At 40.1% G+C, this 24,296-nt stretch carries 22 protein-coding genes; 13 read left to right on the top strand and 9 right to left on the bottom strand.

From position 1 onward, the window contains the following. Window positions 1-5: 5 nt before the first annotated feature. The 4 genes from ACFI34_RS12135 to ACFI34_RS12150 form a co-directional block, all read right to left on the bottom strand. Window positions 6-1,337 carry a leucine-rich repeat domain-containing protein gene (locus tag ACFI34_RS12135; protein WP_462673685.1) on the bottom strand — a complete coding sequence of 444 codons (1,332 nt, stop codon included), beginning with the start codon at window positions 1,335-1,337 and terminating at the stop codon, window positions 6-8. A 33-nt stretch (window positions 1,338-1,370) separates the two neighbouring features. Beyond that, window positions 1,371-2,084 carry a YebC/PmpR family DNA-binding transcriptional regulator gene (locus ACFI34_RS12140; protein ID WP_203987004.1) on the bottom strand — a complete coding sequence of 238 codons (714 nt, stop codon included), beginning with the start codon at window positions 2,082-2,084 and terminating at the stop codon, window positions 1,371-1,373. 198 nt (window positions 2,085-2,282) lie between these two features. After that, window positions 2,283-4,361 carry a M13 family metallopeptidase gene (locus ACFI34_RS12145; protein ID WP_462673686.1) on the bottom strand — a complete coding sequence of 693 codons (2,079 nt, stop codon included), beginning with the start codon at window positions 4,359-4,361 and terminating at the stop codon, window positions 2,283-2,285. Window positions 4,362-4,531: 170 nt separating this feature from the next. Then, window positions 4,532-6,310, bottom strand: coding sequence for an ABCB family ABC transporter ATP-binding protein/permease (locus tag ACFI34_RS12150; RefSeq protein ID WP_462673687.1), 1,779 nt, complete (start codon window positions 6,308-6,310; stop codon window positions 4,532-4,534). Window positions 6,311-6,404: 94 nt separating this feature from the next. Here ACFI34_RS12150 and ACFI34_RS12155 point away from each other — a divergent pair, with 94 nt between their 5' ends. The 6 genes from ACFI34_RS12155 (at window position 6,405) to ACFI34_RS12180 (ending at window position 12,171) form a co-directional block, all read left to right on the top strand. Beyond that, complete coding sequence (locus tag ACFI34_RS12155) at window positions 6,405-6,866, top strand: hypothetical protein (RefSeq protein WP_462673688.1); 462 nt, start codon at window positions 6,405-6,407, stop codon at window positions 6,864-6,866. Between the two features lie 105 nt (window positions 6,867-6,971). After that, entirely contained in the window at window positions 6,972-8,810 is a 1,839-nt protein-coding gene (secD, locus tag ACFI34_RS12160) for a protein translocase subunit SecD (protein WP_462673689.1), read from the top strand. After that, entirely contained in the window at window positions 8,803-9,735 is a 933-nt protein-coding gene (secF, locus tag ACFI34_RS12165) for a protein translocase subunit SecF (RefSeq protein WP_462673690.1), read from the top strand. Before secD ends, secF begins: the two co-directional genes overlap by 8 nt. 116 nt (window positions 9,736-9,851) lie before the next feature. Then, window positions 9,852-10,328: a GreA/GreB family elongation factor gene (locus ACFI34_RS12170; RefSeq protein WP_462673691.1), complete on the top strand. Its 477-nt coding sequence runs from the start codon at window positions 9,852-9,854 to the stop codon at window positions 10,326-10,328. Window positions 10,329-10,572: 244 nt separating this feature from the next. Then, window positions 10,573-11,109, top strand: coding sequence for a hypothetical protein (locus ACFI34_RS12175; RefSeq protein ID WP_305399011.1), 537 nt, complete (start codon window positions 10,573-10,575; stop codon window positions 11,107-11,109). A gap of 690 nt (window positions 11,110-11,799) precedes the next feature. Beyond that, complete coding sequence (locus ACFI34_RS12180) at window positions 11,800-12,171, top strand: hypothetical protein (RefSeq protein ID WP_462673742.1); 372 nt, start codon at window positions 11,800-11,802, stop codon at window positions 12,169-12,171. A 63-nt stretch (window positions 12,172-12,234) separates the two neighbouring features. Here ACFI34_RS12180 and ACFI34_RS12185 read toward each other — a convergent pair whose 3' ends face one another. After that, entirely contained in the window at window positions 12,235-12,573 is a 339-nt protein-coding gene (locus ACFI34_RS12185; protein ID WP_462673692.1) for a zinc ribbon domain-containing protein YjdM, read from the bottom strand. A 296-nt stretch (window positions 12,574-12,869) separates the two neighbouring features. Between ACFI34_RS12185 and ACFI34_RS12190 the strand changes: the two genes are divergently transcribed. Genes ACFI34_RS12190 through ACFI34_RS12200 form a run of 3 tightly spaced genes read left to right on the top strand, consistent with a single transcriptional unit; the run spans window position 12,870 to window position 15,907 of the window. Next, window positions 12,870-14,264 (top strand): RimK family protein, encoded by a 1,395-nt coding sequence (locus ACFI34_RS12190; RefSeq protein ID WP_462673693.1) that lies wholly within the window; start codon window positions 12,870-12,872, stop codon window positions 14,262-14,264. Window positions 14,265-14,267: 3 nt separating this feature from the next. Beyond that, a complete protein-coding gene (locus tag ACFI34_RS12195; RefSeq protein ID WP_462673694.1) occupies window positions 14,268-15,377 on the top strand; it encodes a GNAT family N-acetyltransferase/peptidase C39 family protein in 1,110 nt (369 codons plus the stop codon). Window positions 15,378-15,394: 17 nt separating this feature from the next. Continuing rightward, window positions 15,395-15,907, top strand: coding sequence for an MgtC/SapB family protein (locus tag ACFI34_RS12200; protein ID WP_462673695.1), 513 nt, complete (start codon window positions 15,395-15,397; stop codon window positions 15,905-15,907). Window positions 15,908-15,924: 17 nt separating this feature from the next. Here the strand turns inward: ACFI34_RS12200 and ACFI34_RS12205 are convergent, their stop codons facing one another. After that, the gene (locus ACFI34_RS12205) at window positions 15,925-16,935 is read right to left on the bottom strand and encodes a GlxA family transcriptional regulator (protein ID WP_462673696.1); all 1,011 of its coding nucleotides are present in this window, start codon (window positions 16,933-16,935) and stop codon (window positions 15,925-15,927) included. A gap of 124 nt (window positions 16,936-17,059) precedes the next feature. On the opposite strand from ACFI34_RS12205, the gene ACFI34_RS12210 reads away from it, so the two are divergent. Both ACFI34_RS12210 and ACFI34_RS12215 read left to right on the top strand, forming a co-directional pair. Beyond that, window positions 17,060-18,967, top strand: coding sequence for a beta-ketoacyl synthase (locus ACFI34_RS12210; protein ID WP_462673697.1), 1,908 nt, complete (start codon window positions 17,060-17,062; stop codon window positions 18,965-18,967). Window positions 18,968-19,130: 163 nt separating this feature from the next. After that, window positions 19,131-20,153, top strand: a complete 1,023-nt coding sequence (locus ACFI34_RS12215) for an energy transducer TonB (protein ID WP_462673698.1) — start codon at window positions 19,131-19,133, stop codon at window positions 20,151-20,153. A 65-nt stretch (window positions 20,154-20,218) separates the two neighbouring features. On the opposite strand, the gene ACFI34_RS12220 is transcribed toward ACFI34_RS12215, so the two are convergent. Beyond that, window positions 20,219-20,635, bottom strand: a complete 417-nt coding sequence (locus ACFI34_RS12220) for an MgtC/SapB family protein (RefSeq protein ID WP_006794759.1) — start codon at window positions 20,633-20,635, stop codon at window positions 20,219-20,221. Window positions 20,636-20,879: 244 nt separating this feature from the next. On the opposite strand from ACFI34_RS12220, the gene ACFI34_RS12225 reads away from it, so the two are divergent. Beyond that, a complete protein-coding gene (locus ACFI34_RS12225) occupies window positions 20,880-21,257 on the top strand; it encodes a hypothetical protein (protein WP_462673699.1) in 378 nt (125 codons plus the stop codon). Here ACFI34_RS12225 and fghA read toward each other — a convergent pair. Beyond that, a complete protein-coding gene (gene fghA, locus ACFI34_RS12230; protein WP_462673700.1) occupies window positions 21,211-22,053 on the bottom strand; it encodes an S-formylglutathione hydrolase in 843 nt (280 codons plus the stop codon). The genes ACFI34_RS12225 and fghA overlap by 47 nt on opposite strands. Before the next feature lie 68 nt (window positions 22,054-22,121). Then, complete coding sequence (locus tag ACFI34_RS12235; RefSeq protein WP_006794756.1) at window positions 22,122-23,243, bottom strand: S-(hydroxymethyl)glutathione dehydrogenase/class III alcohol dehydrogenase; 1,122 nt, start codon at window positions 23,241-23,243, stop codon at window positions 22,122-22,124. 131 nt (window positions 23,244-23,374) lie between these two features. On the opposite strand from ACFI34_RS12235, the gene ACFI34_RS12240 reads away from it, so the two are divergent. Continuing rightward, a complete protein-coding gene (locus ACFI34_RS12240; protein WP_462673701.1) occupies window positions 23,375-24,247 on the top strand; it encodes a LysR family transcriptional regulator in 873 nt (290 codons plus the stop codon). The last annotated feature ends 49 nt before the right edge of the window (window positions 24,248-24,296 follow it).

A 24,296-nucleotide genomic window follows, 5' to 3' on the forward strand; every position in this document is an offset into this window, starting at 1 on the left:
TTAATTTATACCAATTCGTTTAATAAGGTGCTTAATGCTTTAAAGCTAGGGCGCGATGCAATAACGCTGTTGGTAGAACGCGTTGCTATATCGGACATTTTAACAAACAATTCGTCTTGCTTAACTGCTGCGCTAACAGTACTTAGTAAATCCTCTATTAAACAACCAAAAGCGCGGACTTCTATTAATTGTATTTGCTGTTGCTGATATTCGCTAAGCATAGCTAAATTTGTAGCTGCTCCGAAATCGCCAAATAAAACGTCATAGTGTTCATTTATCATGGTGTTATGGGCGTAAATATCGCCGTGGCTTACCTTATTCGTATGGAGGTGAGTAAGCGTATTTGCCATTTGTTTTGCTATTTTGTAAACAGCTTCAATAGAGTAGTTGCAACCGTCATTAAACGTATCGCGTGTACATGTTTCTAAACTTGGTGGTAAGCCTAAATTAGTATAATTGGTATCTATTAACTCCATTACTAAGCCAAGTTGTTCACTTTGCTCTATGTAGCTTAATACCTTTATTAAGTTTGCATGATTAGCAGCTTGTAGGCAGCAATTTACTTCATCAAGAGGGTAACCATCGCTGGTGATCGCGCCTTTAAAAAGTTTCACTGCAACATTATTACGTTCTGCTTTTGCAAGATGAATAACACCCGATGCGCCTTGGCCTATTACTTTTTTAAGCTGAAATTTTTCAAGTGGGGTATTTTTCAACGTACTTTTAGTTAAACACTGCGCTTTATTAAAGTCGTTACCTGCAAAAGCAAGCCAAGCAAGTTTTGGTAATTCTAGTAGCCAATCATCGAGTTTTATTAGGCTGTTTGCAGAGAGCCTTACAAGCTCTAAGCTAGTGCAATTAGCCATACTTACCGGTAAATTTTTAAGGTTATTACCCGCAAGTGCAAGCTTTTTAAGCTGGCTGTAATTACCAAAGTCGTCAGGTAATTCGTGTAAGTTGTTATCGGTGAGGATAAGCCACTCAATATTTTTTGGCAGGCTGTTAGGTGCAAACACCGATATTTGGTTTCCTTTAAACGCAACCATAATTAAAGCAGGGCATTTAGCCAATACTGAGGGTATATGTTTAAATTGATTAAACGACAAAAACACACGCTTAAGGCGGTGTAAACAAGCAAATTCGTCTGGTAAATCACTTAAATTGTTATTTGAAAGATCAAGTACTTCGAGTGTATCGGCAAGCTTAAAAATGTCTGCTGGAAACTCAGATAATTGCTCAACCAGCTGTAAGTGCTTCGCACCGGCTAACTTACCAGTGTTAAGCTCTGCAAGGGTATTCATTAATTTAAAAAGCCCTGTAAATAAAAAAGCCAACATGGCTGTTGGCTTTAATTAATATGTGAATAAGGGTTAGAATTGCGCGTTATGGTAAACGTTTTGAACGTCGTCACAATCTTCTAGCATGGCTAAAAAGCGCTCCATTACTTCAACGTCTTCGCCTTCAATTGGGGCCTCTACCTGTGGTACAAACGCAATTAAGTCTTCGTCAAATTCAGAAATGCCCATTTCTTCTAATGCAGTACGAGTATTGTTGTACTCTGTATGCGGAGCAAATACGGTTACTTTACCGTTATCAACTTCAACATCGGTTACATCAACGTCAGCCATCATAAGTGCTTCAAGAACCGCTTCATCATCGTCGCCATCAAAAACAAAAATAGCTAAATGATCAAATAAATGTGAAACCGAGTTTTGAGCGCCAATTTTAGCATTCGCTTTAGTAAAACAAACACGTACGTCTGCAAATGTACGTTTGTTGTTATCGGTTAAGCAGTCAACAATAATCATACAGTTACCTGGGCCGTAGCCTTCGTAACGTGTTGCAGCGTAGTCTTCACCGCCGCCGCCTTTTGCTTTTTCAATTGCGCGTTCAATTACGTGTGCTGGTACTTGGTCTTTTTTTGCACGTTCAATTAAACGGCGTAATGATAAATTACCATCTGTATCTACACCGCCATTTTTAGCACAAATATAAATTTCTTTACCGTACTTAGAGTAAACTTTAGTTTTAGCACCCGCAGTTTTAGCCATTGAATCTTTTTTGTTTTGGTAAGCTCTTCCCATCTGCGTTTCGCCTTAATTTTATAAATAACTGAAAAAATAATAGACCGTATTCTAAAGGTAAATGACATTAAGGGCTAGTACGGATTGGGGAACATTAATAGTTAAAAAGCCAATATAGCAATTTGAATAAAATACGTTCTAAATAAAACAGCCCGCTATTGCGGGCTGTTTAGTATTGATTTACATATTATAAGGCAATTACCAAATACGAACGCGTTCTTCTTCTGGTAAATACAACGCATCACCTGGTTTTACGTCAAATGCTTTGTACCAAGCATCGTGGTTACGTGGTGCTTGCGCTCTAAAGCGACCTGGAGCATGTGTTCCACCGCGTAACTGGTTTAACATGCTTTGCTCAGTACGTTTTTCTTTCCATACTTGTGCCCAAGCTAAAAAGAAACGTTGATCGCCGGTTACACCGTCAATTACAGGCGCTTCTTTACCATTTAGGCTTAGTTTGTATGCATGGTAAGCCATGGCTAAGCCACCCACATCACCAATGTTCTCACCTAGGCTGTTACGGCCGTTTACAAAGTTACCTTCAATAGGTTCGTATTTACTGTACTGTGCGGCTAGTTGGTCTGCTTTTGCATCAAATGCAGCGCGGTCTTCGTCTGTCCACCAGTTACGTTGAATACCGTTAGCATCAGATTTTGAACCCTGATCATCAAAACCATGGCCCATTTCGTGACCAATTACAGCGCCAATGCCACCGTAGTTAACCGCTGGATCGGCATTTGGATCAAAAAACGGAGGTTGTAATATAGCGGCTGGAAACACAATTTCGTTAAACGAGCTATTGTAGTATGCATTTACACGTTGTGGTGTCATGCCCCAACGGTTACGGTCAGTTTTTTGTAGTTCTTTTTCTACGCTTTCAGCGCGGAAAAACTCACGCATGTTTTTAACGTTACCTACTAAATCGTTTTGGCTAATAGTTAAACCATCGTAAGACTGCCATACATCTGGGTAACCAATTTTTGGAACAAATGCTGCTAACTTCGCACGTGCGTTTACCTTAGTTTCAGCGCCCATCCAATCAAGATTATCAATTCGCTCACCTAATGCTGAACGCAGATTTTCAACCAGTTCAGACATTTGTTGTTTAGATGATTCAGGAAAGTATTGATCAACGTAAATTTTACCAATAGCAAAGCCTAGCGAACTTGTTCCCGACATTGTGTTAATTGCACGTTTCCAGCGAGGGCGTGGTTCTTGCTGGCCGTTTAGTTCTTTGCCATAAAATGCAAAACGTGTATTAAAAATATCTTCAGAAAGTAAACCTGCATTACCGCTAATTGCATGGTAGGTTAAGTAGTCTTTCCAAACCGCTAAATCTTCATTGTTGATAAGCTCAATCATGGCTTTAACCGGTTCAGGCTGAGATACATTAAGTTGAGGTACTTTGTATCCTGTTTGCTCAAAATATACATCCCAGTTAAAACCAGGGTATGTAGAGGCTAAATCTTCACGTTTAATTTGATTTAACGACAGGTCGCGATTACGTCGTTTTTCGCGCGGCCAATGCCCTTGTGCTATTTTAGTTTCAAGCTCTAGTATGGCTTTTGCGCGCTCTGTTGTGTTATCAACATTGGCAAATTTTAGCATGTCGGCAATATGAGCCACGTAAGCTTCGCGAGTTTTAACAAAACGCTCAGCATCTTCTAGATAGTAAGAACGATCAGGTAAACCTAAACCACCAGCGCCTAACGACATTTCGTATTTATTTGGATCTAAACGGTTAAACCACATACCACCACCAATAGGAGTACGAAGGCCCGATAACCACGATTGCCCAAATACATAAGCTAAGTCGTCGGTTGATTCCATATTACTAATTTGATTTAACAGCGGTTGAATAGGTTTAACACCAAGTTCATTAAGTGTGTCGGTATCCATGTACGAGTTATAAAAATCAGCAACCAATTGCTCTTCAGCGTTTAGCTCTTTACGTGCAGCTATGTCTTCAATAATTTTTTTAACTCGGTCTTCACTGCGTTCTGCTAAAGCCGAAAACGCACCATAACGCGTTTTGTCTGCTGGCATATTGTAGTTGTCGTACCACGTGCCACTGGCGTACATGAAAAAGTCATCACCAGGTTTAATGGCTTCGTTACGCGCTGATAAATCAACACCAAAGCTACCTAATTCAGCTTTATTGCTAACAACTGTATTTTCTGTGCTTGCAGTTTGAACTTCACTGCTTGTAGTTTGTGGCTCTGAACAGCCTGTTATAAAAGTGGCAGCTAAAGCCGCTGCAATTAGACTCATTTTCATCGTTTATCCCCCTGGATAATGAATTTGTTAATTTTTGTTATAAAAATATCATTTTGATTGTTATGTATAAAAGACAGGCACACAATTCTTTTGAGGTGAATCACAGCCTGATCCGATAAAACCAATAAGCAACGCAAGCAACAAGCTACCAACATAAATTAATAAACAGGTTAATCTTGTTGTTGTAATGCCCACATATGTGCGTATTCACCACCCAAGGTCAGCAATTCGTTATGTTGCCCTTGTTCAACAATTTGGCCTGACTTAAGCACAATAATAGTGTGGGCATCAGTAATGGTTGATAGCCTATGCGCAATTACAATACTGGTGTGCTCGCTGGCTACTTCATGCATTGCCTTTAATATTGCTTGCTCAGCCTGAGAGTCGAGTGCCGATGTGGCCTCGTCAAATATTAAAATAGGGGATTGTTTTAAAATTGCGCGTGCAATTGCAATTCGCTGTTTTTCGCCACCGGATACTTTTAAACCGCGTTCGCCAACTCGCGTTTTATCGCCATCAGCCAACGTGTTAATAAAACCTTTTAGATGGGCCATTTCAATCGCTTTATCAATATCGGTGTCGCTTGCAGAAGGGCGGCCATAGGCAATATTTTCACGAATTGTTGTATTAAATAAAACGGTATCTTGAGGAACAATAGCAATAGCTTTACGAAGGCTATTAAGCGTGACCGAGCTAATAGCTTGGTTATCAATAGTAATGCTACCCGATGTTACATCATAAAAACGATAGAGCAGGCGCGCTAGTGAACTTTTGCCAGCACCACTTGCGCCCACAATAGCTACCTTGCTACCCGCTTTCACTTTAAAGCTAATATTATTTAAAATAGGGCGGTTTGCATTGTAGCTAAAACTGACGTTATTAAAGGCAATTTCCCCCTTTTTCACATTAAGGGTATTTGCCTGTGGAGCATTAGTGACTTGTGGCTTTTTATTAAGTAAGCCCAGCATGTTTTCTAAATCGGTAAGGGCGCGACGTATTTCACGGTACACAAACCCCAAAAAGTTAAGCGGTAAAAATAATTGGATCATATACGCGTTTATCATTACTAATTCACCAATGCTAAGTGATCCTGTCACTACCTCACTGGAGCCTAACCACATTAACGCAGTGATGGCACTGGCAATAATTAACGCTTGCCCAGAGTTTAGCGCAAAAAGAGACATTCTATTTTTTAATCGCGCAGTTTCCCAGTTTGCTAAAAAGGAGTCGTATGTGTTGGCTTCAAACTCTTCGTTGTTAAAGTACTTTACAGTCTCGTAGTTTAGCAGGCTGTCAATTGCGCGAGTATTACTGAGGTTGTCAGCCGCGTTTGATTCACGAATAAAACGGTTACGCCACTGAGTGACCGTGACAGTAAAAAATATATACACACCTACAGCAAGGAGCGTAATTAAAGCAAACCAGACAGAAAATAGCGTCCCAAAAATAATCGCGACGGTGAGGATTTCAAAAAGGGTGGGTACAATGTTAAACATTAAAAAGCGCATTAAAAAGCTGAGCCCACTGGTGCCACGTTCTATGTCACGGCTTATTCCACCAGTTTGCCTGTCTAAGTGAAAGGCAAGCTCTAGGCTATGTAAATGTTTAAATACTTTTAAACCAATATTGCGCATGGCATGTTCTGTTACACGCGAGAACACTGCATCGCGTACCTCGCCTAAAAACACGCTAGCGAAACGTAAGCTGCCGTACATAAGTAACAATAAAGCGGGAATGACCAATACTGGGTTTATTGACTTATCAACCGAGTCGATAATTTCTTTAAGTGCCCAAGGCATTAAAAGAGTGGCGCCTTTGGCACCAATAAGCGCTAAAAGCGCAATAAAAACACGCCCTTTAAACTTTGTAATGTAAGGCCACAATGTTTTAACGCTTTGTTTTAAATTCATGGCGTCTGCACGTTTTTCAACGTTTTGTCTGGAGCGCATTATTTTTCTCGATTAAATACTTAATTATTAAGCATTGTATTTTAAATAGTAGCCCTAATATACTAGTCATCCTTTATTTTAGTTTGATTTAAGTATGTTTAAATTTCGTGTTTTTATAACTGCTTTTTTGCTACTCGCTGCACTGTTTAGTGTGCAGAGTAATTCTGTGCAGGTATCACAAAATTTAAGTCCAGCTGTCAGTTCACACATTCTATTCACAGATGCTATTGATATAACTAAAACAAAGCCTACTAAAAAGTCTGCAGACGCACCTGCGCATAAAAAAACACAACACACCGATTTTGACTCACATCAACCAAGGCTTACAGCAAGTAATGCGTCACTTTTTTTGCACACAGTTCAAAGTGAGCCCGAATACGACGTTGTTTTTGAGTTTTTTGCGCAGCACCTTGTTAGGCAAATATTTTTACGCCCCCAAGCTGTAAATGCTATTCAGCCATGGTATACGCTTGTATATCATAGTAAAAAATTGCGTTTAAGTGGCTGGAAAGATGCCAACTTACTCTACAAAGCAGTAACTACCTACCACGCTTAATTTTCTTAGTTAATTTTTATTAGGTTTTAACGTTTTACGTTTAAGCCTTGAGATTAATTGTGTTTTTAATAAGTACGTTACCGGTTCTGGTAATAAGGAAACACCATGTTAAGTGTAAAAAAAGATCACAAGCCGTTTATGGCAAAATTTAAATTAAGCTATATAGCCATGCTTATTGTGCTGGTTTTATTAGCCATTAGCGCATTACCCAACTTATACCCAAATAAATCGTGGTTACATGTAAGCAATGCACCTCATAGCGAAGCTCAAGTTGTGCCAAGCACTAAAGCCTTAGTTACTTTTTTAAATAACCAAGGCTTAAAAGTTGAGCAAGGGCTCAATAATCAAACATCTATAAATATTTTGTTAAACGAGCCAACTAAAAGCGCACAAGCGCAAGCGGTTATAAAGGCGCAGTACCCAAACACGCAAGTTAAAATTGTAGAGCATGCAACCAGCCCACTTTGGCTGCAAGAGTTTGGTTTATCACCAATAAAGCTGGGTCTTGATTTAAATGGCGGTGTGTTATTTGTACTCGACGTAGATTTAGATAAAGCTGTTGATGAGCAATTAGTCAGTGTGTATCAGCAAGCTAAGTCAATTATTGTTAAGCAAAAAGCGCATGGCCTTAAAGCGCAGCAAACAGAGCATGGTTTTGAAATTAACGCGCTGCCTAATGCGGTGCAAAAACTAAAACCCATAATTGATGAGCTACAAAGTCGCTTTGCTAATTTAGCGGTTACAACAACCCATAACGGCAATGTTAAAAACGCAAAGTTTAGCTACTCAGAACAAGGGCGCAGCAACTTTGAGAAAGAAGTAATGAGTCAAACGCTCACAACGCTTCGCTCACGCATTGAAGAATTAGGCATTACCGAAGCCGTAACTCAGCGCCAAGGTAAAAACCGTATACGCATAGAGCTACCTGGCGTGCAAGACCCAACAGAGGCAAAGCGCATTATAGGCGCAACTGCATCACTTGGGTTTTATCAGTTAAAAGAAATTGGTGGGCAAACATTTAATATGCAATCGGGCGGGACCATCAAACTTGATCCTGTGCCTATTTTTACCGGCGAGCATATTAATAATGCCAACATAGGGCGCGACGATTGGGGTAAACCCCTTGTGCAACTTAGCCTAGATGGGCAAGGCGGCGATGCCATGTCAGCGTTTTCAAAAGCAAATATTGGTAAACCTATGGCAACGGTTTACTCAGAGTACTCTCAAAACGCAAACGGTGAAACCGTTAAAAAAAGTGAAGTTATAAACGTGGCTAATATTGCGCAGCATTTAAGTTCACGCTTTAGTATTACCAATATGAAAAGCCAACAAGCAGCGGCCGATTTAGCCCTGTTATTACGAGCAGGTTCGCTGACTGCGCCGGTAACTATAGTGCACGAGCAAACAATAGGGCCGAGCCTAGGTCAAGAAAATATAACTCACGGCTTGGCCGCATTGATGCTGGGAATGGGTATTACACTTGCCTTTATGGCAATGTGGTATCGCCGTTTAGGGCTTATTGCAAACGTCGCGCTGTTATTAAATTTAACGTCGCTTGTGGGGCTAATGTCGTTATTACCAGGGGTTGTGTTAACACTGCCGGGTATTGCCGGGCTTGTGCTCACTATTGGTATGGCAGTAGATACCAACGTTATTATATTTGAGCGAATAAAAGAAGAGCGTAGAAAAGGGCGCTCTGCTTATCAAGCTATTCAAGAAGGTTACAAGCAAGCCGCTAACACCATATTTGATGCCAATATAACCACCATGATCACCGCGCTTATATTGTATGGAATAGGTTACGGCCCAGTTAAAGGCTTTGCCATAACATTGGCACTTGGCTTATTAACCTCGGTATTTACTGGCGTGTACGTATCAAAAGTACTAAGCCAAACGGTATATTTAAAAATGGCTAAAAAAGCAGGAGTAAATGCACATGCTTAACACTTTTTTAAAGGGCGAGGCGGGGTCGCGTCTGCGTTTTTCAGGCATGTTTTTGAGCACCATACTTGTACTGCTATCGGTATTTACGCTTAGTCAAAAAGGGCTTAATTTTGGACTCGACTTTACCGGTGGTTACCTAACAGAATTTACCACCAGCCAAGGTGTTGAGCTAAAACACCTTGAGCAATTTATTACTAAAAATCACAATGGCGAGTTTGAACTAACCGCACAAGGTAATAATCACTTTCAGCTACGCGAAGCGCCCAGCGGTTCAACAGCAAACAGCAATGATTGGCAAAGCGCCATTACACAAAATGCAGACATTAACGCCGAGGTTTTATCATCAGCGTATATTGGCTCGCAAGTGGGTGATGAACTGTTTGAGCAAGGTTGTTTAGCGCTATTTTCAGCTATGGTTGCAGTAATGCTTTATTTAGCGGTACGGTTTGAATGGCGTTTAGCTGTTGGCTCTGTGGTTGCGCTAGTGCATGATTTATTACTGGTACTGGGGCTATTTTCGCTATTAAGTATTGAGTTCAATTTAACCGTACTTGCCAGCTTACTCGCCATTATAGGTTATTCACTTAACGATTCTATAATAGTAGGTGATAGAGTACGCGAGCTTTTACGTGTTAAATCTAATAATGCGCTTAGCCCGGCAAGTATTATTAACAACGCCATAAAAAGTACCTTAACGCGTACGCTTATTACATCGGGCACCACGCTTGCTACAGTTGCAAGTGTTTGGCTCCTCGCGGGTGCGCCATTACAAGGCTTTGCCATTGCGCTATTTACCGGCATTGTAGTAGGTACGTTCTCATCTATTTGTATTGCCGCCACGTTACCCGAGCTTTTAGGGTTAAGTGCTAAAAATTACGAAGAGAAACAAGATGCAGAAACGCAAGCGTTGCTCGATATGCCTTAGCAATAAATACTTTTAAAATCTGCATTAAAATACAGGCGCTTAAAATAATGGTTTTAAGCGCCTTATAACGTTAAAATTAATCACATAGTTTACCGTATTGGTTATTAGCGCCTTTCATGAATAAATCCCACGTAATAGAACACCTTAAATTTGCACTAGAAGCACAGTTAAACAGTGCAAAACAAGCAGCAAAAGCTGCGCACGACGCCGCAACTCACGAAGAAAGCGTTGCAGAAACGCAGTACGATACCCTAGGACTCGAGGCTGCTTATTTAGCACAAGGGCAAGCTGAGCGTGTAAACGATTGCTACAAAAGCATTAAACAATTTGAAGCCATTTTTAAAGAGCCAACTCACAATAAAGTGAATATAAGCTCACTCGTTTGTTTGGAAGATGAAAGCGCCTTACAAAAATGGTTTTATTTAGGCCCAGCCGCAGGCGGTTTAACGGTTGAAGTTAAAGGGCAAACTATTCAAGTTGTTACACCCGAAGCACCACTGGGTAAACAACTTTTAGGCAAACAGCTTGATGATGAAGTAAGCCTAAGCATTGCAGGCAAAAACCATGAATATGAAGTGGTAGAAATTTTATAAAGCATTAGTTTTATATATAGGTTGGAGAAGCGAAGCGCCATCTGACAAAGCCAATTTGCCGAATAACATTATTAGAAGTCGTTTTGGTGTATTTTACCAACAGAGATTTTATAACATAAGTAATTACCTGTTTACATTAGGGTTAGTTGGTGGAATTATTGAGCGATATAATATGCGCCGTTTTGGTGTGGTATAAATCATTAAAATGGGTTCAATAAGTTGTTATAACTACAAGGATGCTTCAGTGTTAAAAACTTATGAAAAACGACTAATTGCAGCTGATATGTTAGAGGAAGCAATTTTGAAATTCAAAGTTGCTCAATCTGACTTAGATTATATTCAATGTATTTTGCTAGCAGGGGCTTCTACTGGAATCATATCGCCGCTTTTGTCTGAAGCGGACAAAAAAACTTCGCATGAAAAGTCAGCTGAAGCAGTTATCAAGATACGAGAGTATTCACTTGGGCGTAAGCTAAATGAATCAGAGAAAAAGCAGGTATTCAGTGGTGCTCAAAAGTTTAACAAACAAGCATATAATTCCCTTAAGCATGCAGGTAACGGCAAAAAGTTGGCTGCTTCTGATGATTTAGCAATAGAAGCAGATTTTCGTGAAGAGGCTGAAGAGTTACTTTGGGCAGCGATTGAAGACTTTAAAAGCTTGACTATTTCACCAGGGTATTTGATAGATAATGGTAAAAATGAATTTAGATTATTAATTGGTCAAAGTGACCCTTTAGGCACCATTCCTGAAATGTACTGTCGCCCAAGAAGTACGGAGTAATGTAGTATTACAAAGTCGTAAACGCGGACAAATAACAGTTGGCTTTGTCCGTACCTGACAAGTTTTAGCCAAATATTATAAGCCAGTTACAACGGCGTTTTAGGTTGATATATGAAACACCGAACATTTAAAGTTTGTGGGAGTAGTGAATGTGGGAACTTCGATTCTTTTCCTCTATCTCAATTCGTTTGCTCAGAATGTGGTCGGCACCTTAATTCTCAGCGAGAAGTTGATGAGCGAAATTCTGTTACGATTTGGATTATGGGCAACCGCTTCAAGGTCTTCTTTACTCTGCTTCTTATACCTATTTTGATTGTGCTTACGTTGAATCTAATGGAAATGCTACCAGTGAAATTTTCTCTGGGAATCTTAACCTTGCATATTTTCGCTCAAATCAGCATGAGCGCTAGGCTATATCCTTTTTTTGTAAAAAAGAACTACGAGTACAAGACAGATTCTAAAGGTCACATTTTTTTAGGTTGTTTGTTTACGCCAGTTATTGTGTTTGTCACCCTAGTTTGCATAAACATAATTAATTAGACACTCACATAAACTTTGAAATTAAGATAGGTGTCAGCCTAAATAAATAGTTTGAGCGAACCAATTTTCGCTACGTTTCAAATGCCTGCAGAGCTTGGCAATAGTAAACAAGGAAGTACTTTGATTCATAGATTTTTATCAATATCCGCAATGCTCTTTTTATTATCAGCTTGCACTACAGGAAAGCTTTATTACACGAAGGCTTCTGGCGAACGTGTTTTAGGGTGTGATGTGGAGTTTGTTGGCTTACCAAGCGTTGACAAGTTTGCGGTTGAATATGCACTTAGCCTCTGCGCGAAAAGCTCTGTTAAAAAAGGGTATTCCATAGATAAAGAAAAGGAATACCTACTTACCCTAGAACTTCAAATTCCAGAGTCAAAATGTGGTGAATCATGGAACCATAAGTCGGCAAAAGAGCAGTACAAAACTGGCAAACTGTCAAAGAAGGAATATGGCTATATTGTTGCTCACATAGACCTGGGTTTAGCGGTTGTTAACGAATGCTCACCAATAACTAAATAAAAATCAATCATTTCGATCGTTTTGGCGAGGCATGCAGGATGCCTTCGCCCTTTATCCGACCTACTAGTTAGCTTTTTTCACAAACTTCGCTGTTACCATCATTTCGCCAATGCCGTCAACTTTGCAATCTAGCTCGTGATCTTTTTTATCAAGCACACGCCTAACGACTGCTTTTGTGCCAATTTTAATCACTTGTGAGCTGCCTTTTATTTTTAAATCTTTGGCTACGGTTACTTTATCGCCATCACTAAGTAGAGTGCCATTGGCATCTTTAACTAAAATTGCGTCTTCATCGCTTGTGTTATTTGGGTTCCATTCATAGGCGCATTCAGGGCAAATAAGCAGTTGCTGGTCTTCGTAAACATATTCCGATTGGCACTGTGGGCAGGCAGGATGTGACATTTTTAACGCTCATAAAATATTAATTTTGCGTATTTTAATCTGCATTAATTGGAAAATATAGTTAATCAATATTTTTTATCTTTACGCTAAAAATATCTCGTTTGTGTGGTTTTTAAAAAGGGCATATAAAGCAGATGTCGCTTAAGCAATTTAAGCGCTAACACTTACAGTAGGTATTTGTTAAAGCACCCATCGGATTAAGTGATACGCGCAATGCACACTTAGTACGATGGGTGTTTCTATTTATAATGCTGAGTTTTTACTCTTTTTTATTTCTGGCTTAACTAGGAAAAGTCGTGTTTAAAACCTTAATAGTGGTTGATAACAACGAGCAAACACTTGCTCAATCGTTCGACAATGTGATTACGTTTAATAGTTACTTACGTGATTACCCAAAACATAATGAACCTAAAACCCGCATTATTAATTTATGCGACTCAAGCCAATACTTGAGTAAGGGTTACTATTGCTCGTTGCTTGCTGAAGCCCGCAAACACCAAGTATTACCAAGTCTAAAAACAATAAACGCGCTTCGAGGCGGCCACGCACCTATGTTAAATGTGGGTCAAATTGATGGCGAAATTTACTTTGGTAATGCGCTAAACGAATTACAAAGTAAAGCGGCTAAGTCGGTATTTAAACAATACCCAGCGCCTATTTTATATGTAGATGAGCAAGGTTTGTTACAGCAAGGTTCGCTTAGCTCTTTAAACGAGGAGCAATATAGCAATTTTGTAGCAAAACTAAATACGTTTACCCAAACACAATGGCGCATTGGCAATGTGCAGCGCCGTTTTAGATGGGATATGGCAATACTTGTTGATCATAACGAAAAAGTACCACCGAGTGATAAAGACGCCATTGCCCGTTTTATAAAAGCAGCGGCTAAACATGGTATTAATGCGCAAGCACTCAGTTTTGATGAAATAGACAACATTGCTCAGTTTGATGCGTTATTTATTCGCCAAACTACAGCGATTGATCACCCAACTTATCGCCTTGCAAGTAAAGCGCAAAGCCTTGGCTTAGTAGTTATTGACGATGCTGAATCTATTTTACGTTGTTGTAATAAAGTGTATTTACACGATGCGTTTAATTATCAAAAAGTGCCCAGTTTAAAAACGGTTGTAGTGGCTGATCAAGCAGCGCAAACGCTTGAGCAATTAGAAGAGGCCTTTACCTATCCGCTGGTTTTAAAAATGCCTGAAGGGTCTTTCTCAAAAGGGGTGTTTAAAGTTGCAAACCGCAGTGAGCTTGAAGCTAAATTAACTGAGCTGTTTGAATATAGCGCATTGATACTTGCACAAGAATACATGTACACAGAATACGATTGGCGAGTAGGTGTATTAAATGGCCGCGCTATATATGCGTGTCGTTATTTAATGGCGCGCAACCATTGGCAAATTTATAATCACGACGCTAAACGGTTTTTCTCGGGTGGCTTTGAAACGCTACCTACCTTTGAGTTACCAAAAGCCGTGTTAGATGCGGCTTTAAAAGCATGTAAAACAGTGGGTAAAGGCTTATATGGCGTAGATGTTAAAGAGCATCAGGGCAAAGCATATGTGCTTGAAGTAAATGATAATCCAAGCATTGATCACAAAGTAGAAGACGGATATTTGGGCGACGAGCTATACATGATCATTATGGATGAATTTAAACAACGCCTAGAAGCACGAGGCCGTGGCTAATACATGAGCAACCTTGTTATTCGAAAAGCACTTAGCAGTGATTTAAACGCACTAATAGACGTTGAAAACGCCTGCTTTAATAACGATAAATTGAGCCCGCGTAGTTTAAAGCGTTGGTTAAGTGCTAAGCACGGTATTTTACTAATTGCAGAAAATGGCGAGCAAGTATGCGGCTATGGGCTTGTGTGGTGCCATAAAGGCACACGTTTGGCGCGTTTATATTCGCTTGCTGTAAAACCCACAATGCAAGGTAAGGGCATTGCAAAAGCACTGCTTACAAGCCTTGAAAAAGAAACGTGTGAGCGCGGGCGACTTTACTTACGATTAGAAGTGGCCGTAAATAACGAAAGTGCGATTGGGCTTTATAAAAGTTTGGGTTACAGAGTGTTTGGCCAATACAGCGATTATTATGACGATCACAGTGATGCACTGCGCATGCAAAAAAATATTCGCCAAACGAGTGAGCTTAAATTAGCGCGATTAACGCCGTGGTATCAGCAAACTACCGAGTTTACCTGTGGGCCTGCAGCGTTATTAATGGCAATGGGGGCACTTAAGCCAACAACCGAGCTTAGCCAATCACACGAGTTGGCACTTTGGCGTGAAGGCACCACCATTTTTATGACCTCGGGCCATGGTGGTTGCCATCCGTTTGGTTTAGCACTTGCGGCTAATAGACGCGGTTTTAAAAGCGAGGTAATGGTAAATACCACAGAGCCGTTGTTTTTAGATGGCGTACGCAATGAGAACAAAAAAGTGGTACTTACAACAGTACACCAACAATTTGTGGATGGTATGGCGCAAGCAAATATACCGCTTGTGCATAAAGATGTTGAGCTTGAGCATATTGAACAGTGGTTAAGTCAAGGCTTTAGTGTGCTGTTATTAATTAGCACATACAGTTTTGATGGTAAAAAATCACCTCATTGGGTTTGCGTTACCCACCTTGATGAGCACTGCGTGTATGTTCACGACCCATTTTGCGAGCCAGAAAGTGACAAACAACTTGCTATAGATTGCCAGTACGTACCTATAGCGCGCAGTGATTTTAGTAAAATGTCAGCATTTGGTGGCCAACGGCTAAGAACCGCAGTGGCCATTGCTAATAATTAATAGGTTTTAAGTAAAGAGTGACTTTTTTAGATTTAATTGATGTAACCCCTTATTCGTGGGCAGCCATTGGCACCGCCGCTTTTTGCGGTGCCATAATTGGTATAGAGCGCCAGTTACGCGGTAAACCTGTAGGTATTCGTACCTCAGCTTTAATAACGCTGGGCACGTATTTGTTTTTATCGACCGCGTTTAACTTACAAGGGGATGTAATTGATCATTCGCGTGTTGTTGGGCAAATAATTACAGGCATTGGTTTTTTAGGCGCTGGGGTCATGCTTGCAAAAGACGGCGCCGTAGTTGGGGTTACCTCAGCTGCAACCATTTGGGTGCTTGCCTCAATTGGCGTAATGATAGCTACCGACAATTTAGGCGCTGCTATTAAACTTTCAGTGCTGGTGGTTGGTATTTTATATGGTGTTGATGTACTTGAGGCTAAATTTAAAAGTTTAAGTAAAGGCGTACACGCTAAAGTAAAAAACTATCAAAAGCGTTACTACCGAAAAGATTTTAACGACACAGATCGCCACTAATTAAGTGGCGTTGTGTATTAACCAAATAATTTTCTTCTTACTACTTTTCTGTACTCGCTTGGTGTTTGGCTCAGTACTTTTTTAAACACGCGGGTTAAATGGCCTTGGTCGTTATAGCCGACCTCAAGTGCCACTTCTTGAATCGTTAAATTAGATGAAGCTAATAACTCTTTAGCGCCTTCTACCCGCAATTGTTGCCAATATTCTATTGGACTTTGATTAGTTGCAAGCTTAAAACGGCGGGTAAAGGTGCGATAACTCAAACTAAATTGTGCAGCGACTTCTTGCAGGTTTAACTCGCTGGTTAAATTAGTTTTAAGCCAAAACTGAATTTGCGCTATGAGTTCATCTGGGTGGCGGTCAACCGCGCCTTCAAGGTAGCGCTGATCTTCGTAAGGCTTTCGTACTTCATGCGAAAAGTTACGCTCTACATGTTGCGCAGCAGCTTTGCCATAGTATTGGCTAATAATATGTACAATCACATCGGCAAGGGCATTTAAGCTTGCTACCGTATACATGCGCTCAGACTGGGTTATAAAAAAGTCGGGCTTTAGGCTTACCAATGGGTAGTCGTGGCTAAATTGTTTTGCATAATGCCAATGGGTTGTTGCAGGGTGCCCATTAAGTAAACCCGCTTCTGCAACTAGGCAATTACCCGTTCCTACACCAATTATATGACTGCCGGTTTCAAAGCTTTCTTGCAGCCATTCAACCACTTCTTTATTAGTACGAACAACTGGGCGAGGGTTTCGCCATATACCGGGTACTATAATTAAATCGTTATACGGTGCGTTGACTGTAGTGAAATCGGGGACTATAGCAAGACCAGTACGGTTTTGTATTGGCTCATTATTTTTAGCAATTAAATTTATACTAAGCGGTCTAAAATCAGCTTGGTTTAAATGGCCTTTTGCATAGGCTTCGCCCGCTCTAAGCATTTCAATGGGGAGCGTTAAACTGGTAATAAGTAAGTGTGGGTACACAGTGATTGCAATGTTTAGCGCGGGGTTAAGCGATTTTTTATTCATTTCAATGCTCCGACCAGTACTTTTTGGCCTTTAATGCTGAATATTTGGCTATTAAAGCACAAATGGTTATTGTTAATCCATTTAAACTGTTTGCTTCTCCAGTAACACGCATTAAAGGTTAATTATGACAGCATTACCCGTAATAGTAGGCATGGGCGGTATAAACGCCGCAGGCCGTACTTCTTTTCATCAAGGTTACCGCCGTATCGTGTTAGATGCATTAAACGCACAAGATCGTAGTGAAACATTTTTAGGCCTCGCCACATTAATGAACTTGGTACGCGTTGTTGATGGTAACCTTCAAGATTCAAATGGTAATAATGTTGAGCAAAGCGACATAGAAGCACGCTTTGGTGAGCAAATTATTACTGGCACACTTATTCGTAAAATTGAAAAAGAACATTTTGACGCAGATGCCACGCCTTGGCAGCAAAAAATGACCTTAAAGACATCTGATGAAAACGCGATTGTATTTGAAACTCGCGCACGCGATTTACCAAGTCCAGTACCTGCCAGTTGGAAAGTACAAGAGCTTGACGGCAAAAAAGTAAAAGTAACAATAGCCGCAGAGCTAGACGTAAAGCTTGATTCTACACGTGACAACCCAATTAAATCGGCGGGGCAGTTTCCTACCGGGTTTGATCCATCAATTATGTATAACAGCCGTTATCAGCCTCGCGGTTTGCAAGCCACCATATTTGCTGCAAACGATGCGATTAAATCGACTGGCCTTGACTGGCAACGAATAATGAATAGCGTAGAGCCAGATAAAATTGGCACCTATTCAGCCTCTGTTATTGGGCAAATGGACGACAAAGGATTAGGTGGCTTAGTTAAAGCGCGTCAGCAGGGCGATCGCGTTAGTACTAAGCAATTAGCACTGGGTTTAAACACCATGTCGACTGATTTTATAAACGCGTACGTTACAGGAAATGTAGGTACTACGTTTTCTACCTCGGGGGCATGTGCGACTTTTTTATATAACTTACGCGCGGCAGTAAACGATATTCAAGCTGGGCGTACCCGAGTTGCAGTTGTTGCAAGTGTTGAATGTGCTATAACGCCAGAAGTAGTCGAAGGGTTTGGTAATATGAGCGCCCTTGCTAATGTTGAAGGCCTGCGCCGTTTAGATAATTTAAGCAGTGAACAAGAGCCCGATTACCGTAAAAGTAGCCGCCCATTCGGTGAAAACTGTGGTTTTACATTAGGTGAAGGTGCACAAGTGGCTATTTTAATGGATGATGCATTAGCCCTAGAGCTTGGTGCAGATATTATGGGCTCAGTACCGGATGTATTTGTAAATGCTGATGGCATTAAAAAATCAATCACCTCACCGGGCCCAGGTAATTACATTACCATGGCTAAATCTGCGGCATTGGCAAAAAGCTTATTAGGTAATGACGCGCTACAAAACCGCAGCTTTATTTTAGCGCACGGTTCAAGTACGCCGCAAAACAGGGTAACAGAATCACTTATTTATCACAAAGTAGCGCAAACCTTTGCTATTGATAACTGGAAAGTAACGGCGCCAAAAGCTTATGTAGGGCATACAATTGCACCTGCCAGTGGCGATCAATTAGCGATTGCGCTGGGTGTATTTAGCCAAAATATTATGCCGGGTATTACTACCATAGATAAAGTTGCTGACGATGTTTATGCAGATCACTTAGATATACGTAACAGCCACTACGATTGCGGCGATATGGACATAGCCTTTATAAATTCAAAAGGCTTTGGCGGTAATAACGCCACTGCGACTGTACTTAGCGCTAAAGTAACGATGCAAATGCTTGCTAAGCGCCACGGTGATGAGGTTATGAGTAATTACGCTGATAAGCATATATCTGTTGTTGCGGCGCAAAATACCTATAGAGCACAAGCAAATCTTGGCAAGTACGAATTAGTATACCGTTTTGGCGATGGCGCCATTGACGATAACGATATTGTAATTGGCGAAGACGGAATAGAGCTTCCTGGTTTTGATAAAGCAATTTCGTTTAATACAACCCACTCCTATCAAGATATGTTTTAAGCACACATACTTGAAACCCAAGGCGCTTAATAAAGCGCCTTTTTTATATTTATGAGTTTATTAGTCTATAGTTAAATTTTGGTTAGTTATAAATATAAGCTTGCATCTTTTTATAATGTTTGTTTCTATAATAGCTACTTTGCGTTCTAGGATGGATAATCAAATGAAAAAACTCTCTATAGCTCTTTCTATATTACCTGCGTTAACTTGTGTGCCAGTAATGGCAGATTTTGTGCCAGCTGAAGTTGTTAAGGACAACTACAATAAACAAACAAATACATCTTCTCGTGTGTCACGCTTTGAAGGCTTAAATTTAAGTAGTTATGTTGTGAATGAAAGTGGTCAGGTTAGTGATATTGAAATTGTTGCATCTATCGGGCAAGACAAATATAAAAGAGAAGTTGTTGAGTATGTGTCAAAACTAAATTACAAGAGTGCTCAGGTCGATGGTAAAGCTGTGCCTAGTGCAAAGCTTATTACAGTGACTTCTCAAAACCTGCACTTGGGGTACACTAACGACAAAGCAACGCATGGCTTTTTTAATGATTATGAAACGGCAAGTAATCTAATTAATGAAAAAAAATTAGACGAAGCGCAAATTAAAATAATAGAGCTAGAACGCGACCATGCTAAAAATACTGTTGAAATAGTATTACTTTCATGGCTAAAAAGTCAGCATAGCTACTTTACCCAAGATTGGATTGGCTTTGATAAACACATTAATAATGCATTTTTATTTAGAGATAATTTACCTGATCAGATCAAAGTGCGAGTGGTGAAAAATGCTTTGCAATGGTTTATATCTAAACAGGACTACGTGCGTGCTTATGATGCAATTGATGCCCTAGGAAATATTAAAGCCTTTGTTTTTACAGATGAAAACAAGCAGCAGTTGCTAGCTCAAGTTAATGATATTTATAAAAACTCAGGTGATATAAACCAGCAGATAATGATTGAAAAAGCACAAGCCGTTATGCCTTTATTGTCTAAAAGTGAGGTTGTGCTTGAGTCAACAATGCCACTTAGCAAGGTTCAACTGCGCTGTGAAAATAAAGTGGTAAATTACAACACAAGCGCTATTGATAAAATTGTCATTTCTAAAGATGATTTACGTTGCGGGTTATTAATTAAAAGTGCGCAAGCACAAACAGTAACGCTAAAACAAAGTGGTAATGCTTTTTTGTAAAGACCAAAAAATATTTTTATTTAAAACCCCATATATAACGATGGGGTTTTTACTTTTAAGCTATATTACTTCAATTTTTTTACATACCTGAGCGTTATAAAGTTAATAATAGCTAGCAAAATGGCTACTTCATATCGGTTATTTGCTACAGCAATACCAATTAATCCCATATTCCATATGCTCGCTGCTGTCGCAGTACCTGATGTTGACTGGTTATTTTTCAAAATTGCACCACCGCCTATAAATCCGATCCCGGTTATAATTCCTTGTAACATTTTAGATTGTGCTTCAGATGAGTCTAGTACCGACATGGCTATAAGTGCATACCCACACGATGCAACTGCAACTAACGGAAATGTTCTTAGTCCAGCGCCGTCTTTACTTCGCTCTCTATCGTAGGCCATTGGCAAGGCTAGGGCGTAGGCAATACCTAAATGAATTAAGTTATCTAAGATTTCATTCCACTGTAAATCAAATTCCATTGCGATTCTCAATTAAAAAACTTAACTTACAAAAGCAATTGCTGCGCCAAATATAAAAACATTTAAAATCAATGTGTTGTTTTTTATTCCAGGTTAATTGAGAGCATATTTAGTAAAATGTACACATTGGTTTATCACTTTTACTTAATGTGTTTATAGGTGTGTTTAAATTGGTTTTACAACTTTTTACAGTCTTAATTTTGTAAACGTATAGTATAAATACATGTTTTTAGAGGAGGGGATTATGAAGCTATTACTAACACTATTAATAAGTGTGTACTTAAGTGGTTGCACGGTGGCTGGAGCGGTAATAGATGGTCATGCTCAAAACAATAATACATTAAATCAAAATATGAATAGCAAAGCTCGTTCAGATCCTTACAAAGATCCATTCAAACCCATTCCAAAAGATAGAGAAGGATTTTCTTTTACAAAATTAGGTTTAAAAATTGATTCTGCATTAGTCGACTTTGTCAGTGTGGAGAGTAATCAACAACGTCAAGTGTGTAGGAAGGTGAGTAAAAGTTTAAAAGAGTGTGTAGAACTAGATAAGCCAGAACTACACACTAACGAGGCTACGCAGTTAAAAACTGACTATGAAATAATAAGTGTTGGTCAATAAAGCTACTGATGAAAAAGTAACTATGATCGTAACCTTCTTGTATTTCCAGCGTTAACGGGTAACCCTTATCGTGAGCGATGGCCACTAGGTTTTGTGGTTTAAGTTGCTCTTCTAAAAAGCCATCGGCATCACCTTGCGATACTAGCATTGGTAGGTAATCGTCCTGCTTTGCTAGTTTCATGAGTTCGCACGTGTCGTACTGTGTCCAAAGCGATTTATCATTGCCTAAATAACCGTTAAACGCTTTTGTGCCCCATGGGCAATTGATTGGGTTAACTATTGGGCTAAACGCAGAGGCACTTACATAGGCTTGTGGGTTTTTAAGAGCAACCATCAAAGCACCGTGCCCACCCATAGAATGACCACTAATAGCTTTGGTACTTGTTACCGGAAAATGCTGTTCAATAAGTGCTGGTAGCTCATCAACGACATAGTCGTACATATTAAAATGTGTATTGTAGGGTGCTTGGGTTGCATTAACATAAAAACCAGCACCTTGCCCAAAGTCATAACTATCTTCATTGGGTACGTTATCGCCACGCGGGCTTGTATCGGGTGCCACTATTGCAATACCCAGCTCGGCAGCTTTTTTAAACGCGCCCGCTTTTTGCATAAAGTTTTCGTCGGTACAGGTTAAACCCGATAGCCAATAAAGCACAGGGACTTTGTTTGTTTCACTTGCACCAGGTGGTAAAAATACCGCAAAACGCATAGTACAATGGGTACTTGTTGCAGTGTGGGTGTATTGCTTATGCCAACCACCGGCTACTTTTGTACTTGAGATATTCTCTAACATAATAATCCTTAAAAGCCGTAAAAGTTCAAGTAATACGGCTTTTTATCAAGTCGTTTACTAAGTGCTTATTAGTAATGAATTACAGTACGAATACTCTTGCCTTCGTGCATTAAATCAAACGCGTCGTTAATTTCTTCAAGGCTCATTGTATGAGTAATAAAGTCGTTTAGTGCAAATTCGCCTGCCATGTAGCGCTCAACTATTTCAGGAAGTTGCGAGCGGCCTTTTACGCCACCAAATGCACTACCACGCCATACACGACCAGTAACAAGCTGGAAAGGACGAGTTGAAATTTCTTGGCCAGCACCGGCTACACCAATAATTACCGATTCCCCCCAACCTTTATGACAACACTCAAGGGCCGACCGCATTACATCAACATTACCAATACATTCAAATGAGTAATCAACGCCACCGTCAGTCATTTCAACGATCACTTCTTGAATTGGCTTGTCGAAATCTTTAGGGTTGATTAAATCGGTTGCGCCAAGCTTCGTCGCAAGATCAAATTTACTTGTGTTAATGTCTACACCTATAATACGACTAGCACCTGCCATTTTTGCACCAATAATGGCGGATAAACCAATGCCACCTAGGCCAAAAATAGCGACAGTGTCACCTTCTTTAACTTTGGCTGTATTAGTTACAGCACCCATTCCGGTTGTTACACCACACCCTAATAAACAAATTTCTTCCAAAGAGGCTTCTTTGTTTACTTTGGCTAATGAAATTTCTGGAAGTACTGTGTACTCAGAAAATGTAGACGTACCCATGTAGTGGTAAATTGGTTGGCCGTCTTTAAAAAAACGTGTTGTGCCATCTGGCATTAGGCCTTTACCTTGTGTTTCGCGAACTGCTGAGCAAAGGTTAGTTTTGCCTGATGTACACATTTTACACTCACCACATTCAGCGGTATAAAGTGGAATTACATGATCCCCCACTTCAACACTTGTTACACCTTCGCCAACGGCATAAACAACGCCTGCGCCTTCGTGGCCTAAAATAGCTGGGAATATACCTTCTGGATCTTCACCTGATAACGTAAATGCATCGGTATGACAAACACCAGTAGCAGTAATTTTTACCATTACTTCGCCTTTTTTAGGCATCATTACATCAACTTCTTCAACGCTTAAAGGTTGGTTAGGGCCCCAAGCAATCGCCGCTTTTGATTTAATAAAATCAGACATGTGTTTATCCTTAGTAGTGTTATTTAATATCAATTGTAGACCCATTTTGTTTGGGTGATGGGACTATTGTATTTGTTTCTCATATAATGATAATCTCTTATTTATTAAAACACTTTTACAGTATGGTAATAATGGCGCGTTGGGATGGGATTGACGAATTTATAGCAGTCGGTGAGGAAGGAAGCTTTACTGCTGCAGCTAGGATATTGGGCCTTTCGGTTGCGCATATTAGTCGTCATGTAACGGCCCTTGAGCAACGTTTAAATACCCAGCTTTTAACGCGCACCACACGAAAAGTTGTTCTTACCAAAGAAGGTGAGGTATTTTTACATCAAATAAAGCACTTACAGCATGCAATGGACGATGCTACGCAGGGCCTAGCATCACATCAAACAACCCCTAAAGGAAAAATTAAACTAACAGCCCCGGTAATGTTCGGCGAAATCTTTATTATGCCTATTGTGCACAATTTTATGCACGATCACCCTGATGTTGAAGTTATTGCAAACCTAAGTAACGAACAAGAAGATTTACTAGATGGAGGGTTTGATTTAGCAATACGATTAGGGCATTTAAAAGATTCAAGCTTAAAAGCACGAAAATTAAGTGCTCGGCGCTTTATAATGTGTGCATCGCCTTCGTATTTGAGGCGCTTTGGTGAGCCACATACGTTGGGGGAATTAAATAATCACCAGTGCTTAATAGGCAACAGCAGATATTGGCGTGTAAACGAAAATGAGCGTGAAAAACACATTAAAATTGCTGGCAGATTACATTGCAACAGTGGTTGGGCACTTGTTGATGGCGCTAAAAAAGGCTTAGGTATTGTGCAACTTCCTGATTACTACATAGATAATGAGCTTAATAGTGGTGAGTTAGTGCCTATTTTAACGTCTTACCAACCCAAGCAAGAAGGTGTGTGGGGCGTGTATCCGCCGCGCCAGTTTGTAGCTACCAATGTACGTGTATTACTCGACTATTTAGTTGCTGCCCTTAAAGCGTAAATTGCGCTAAAAAGACTGCTGAAAAATCAGCCAAGTCTCAGATTTATAA

The organism is Pseudoalteromonas sp. PSi26, assembly GCF_054960575.1.

Coding starts and splice junctions, on each gene's coding strand:
- ACFI34_RS12135 (WP_462673685.1), bottom strand. CDS start 1,337: ATGTTGGCTTTTTTATTTACAGGGCTTTTTAAATTAATGAATACCCTT.
- ACFI34_RS12140 (WP_203987004.1), bottom strand. CDS start 2,084: ATGGGAAGAGCTTACCAAAACAAAAAAGATTCAATGGCTAAAACTGCG.
- ACFI34_RS12145 (WP_462673686.1), bottom strand. CDS start 4,361: ATGAAAATGAGTCTAATTGCAGCGGCTTTAGCTGCCACTTTTATAACA.
- ACFI34_RS12150 (WP_462673687.1), bottom strand. CDS start 6,310: ATGCGCTCCAGACAAAACGTTGAAAAACGTGCAGACGCCATGAATTTA.
- ACFI34_RS12155 (WP_462673688.1), top strand. CDS start 6,405: ATGTTTAAATTTCGTGTTTTTATAACTGCTTTTTTGCTACTCGCTGCA.
- secD (WP_462673689.1), top strand. CDS start 6,972: ATGTTAAGTGTAAAAAAAGATCACAAGCCGTTTATGGCAAAATTTAAA.
- secF (WP_462673690.1), top strand. CDS start 8,803: ATGCTTAACACTTTTTTAAAGGGCGAGGCGGGGTCGCGTCTGCGTTTT.
- ACFI34_RS12170 (WP_462673691.1), top strand. CDS start 9,852: ATGAATAAATCCCACGTAATAGAACACCTTAAATTTGCACTAGAAGCA.
- ACFI34_RS12180 (WP_462673742.1), top strand. CDS start 11,800: ATGCTCTTTTTATTATCAGCTTGCACTACAGGAAAGCTTTATTACACG.
- ACFI34_RS12185 (WP_462673692.1), bottom strand. CDS start 12,573: ATGTCACATCCTGCCTGCCCACAGTGCCAATCGGAATATGTTTACGAA.
- ACFI34_RS12195 (WP_462673694.1), top strand. CDS start 14,268: ATGAGCAACCTTGTTATTCGAAAAGCACTTAGCAGTGATTTAAACGCA.
- ACFI34_RS12205 (WP_462673696.1), bottom strand. CDS start 16,935: ATGAATAAAAAATCGCTTAACCCCGCGCTAAACATTGCAATCACTGTG.
- ACFI34_RS12210 (WP_462673697.1), top strand. CDS start 17,060: ATGACAGCATTACCCGTAATAGTAGGCATGGGCGGTATAAACGCCGCA.
- ACFI34_RS12215 (WP_462673698.1), top strand. CDS start 19,131: ATGAAAAAACTCTCTATAGCTCTTTCTATATTACCTGCGTTAACTTGT.
- ACFI34_RS12220 (WP_006794759.1), bottom strand. CDS start 20,635: ATGGAATTTGATTTACAGTGGAATGAAATCTTAGATAACTTAATTCAT.
- ACFI34_RS12225 (WP_462673699.1), top strand. CDS start 20,880: ATGAAGCTATTACTAACACTATTAATAAGTGTGTACTTAAGTGGTTGC.
- fghA (WP_462673700.1), bottom strand. CDS start 22,053: ATGTTAGAGAATATCTCAAGTACAAAAGTAGCCGGTGGTTGGCATAAG.
- ACFI34_RS12235 (WP_006794756.1), bottom strand. CDS start 23,243: ATGTCTGATTTTATTAAATCAAAAGCGGCGATTGCTTGGGGCCCTAAC.
- ACFI34_RS12240 (WP_462673701.1), top strand. CDS start 23,375: ATGGCGCGTTGGGATGGGATTGACGAATTTATAGCAGTCGGTGAGGAA.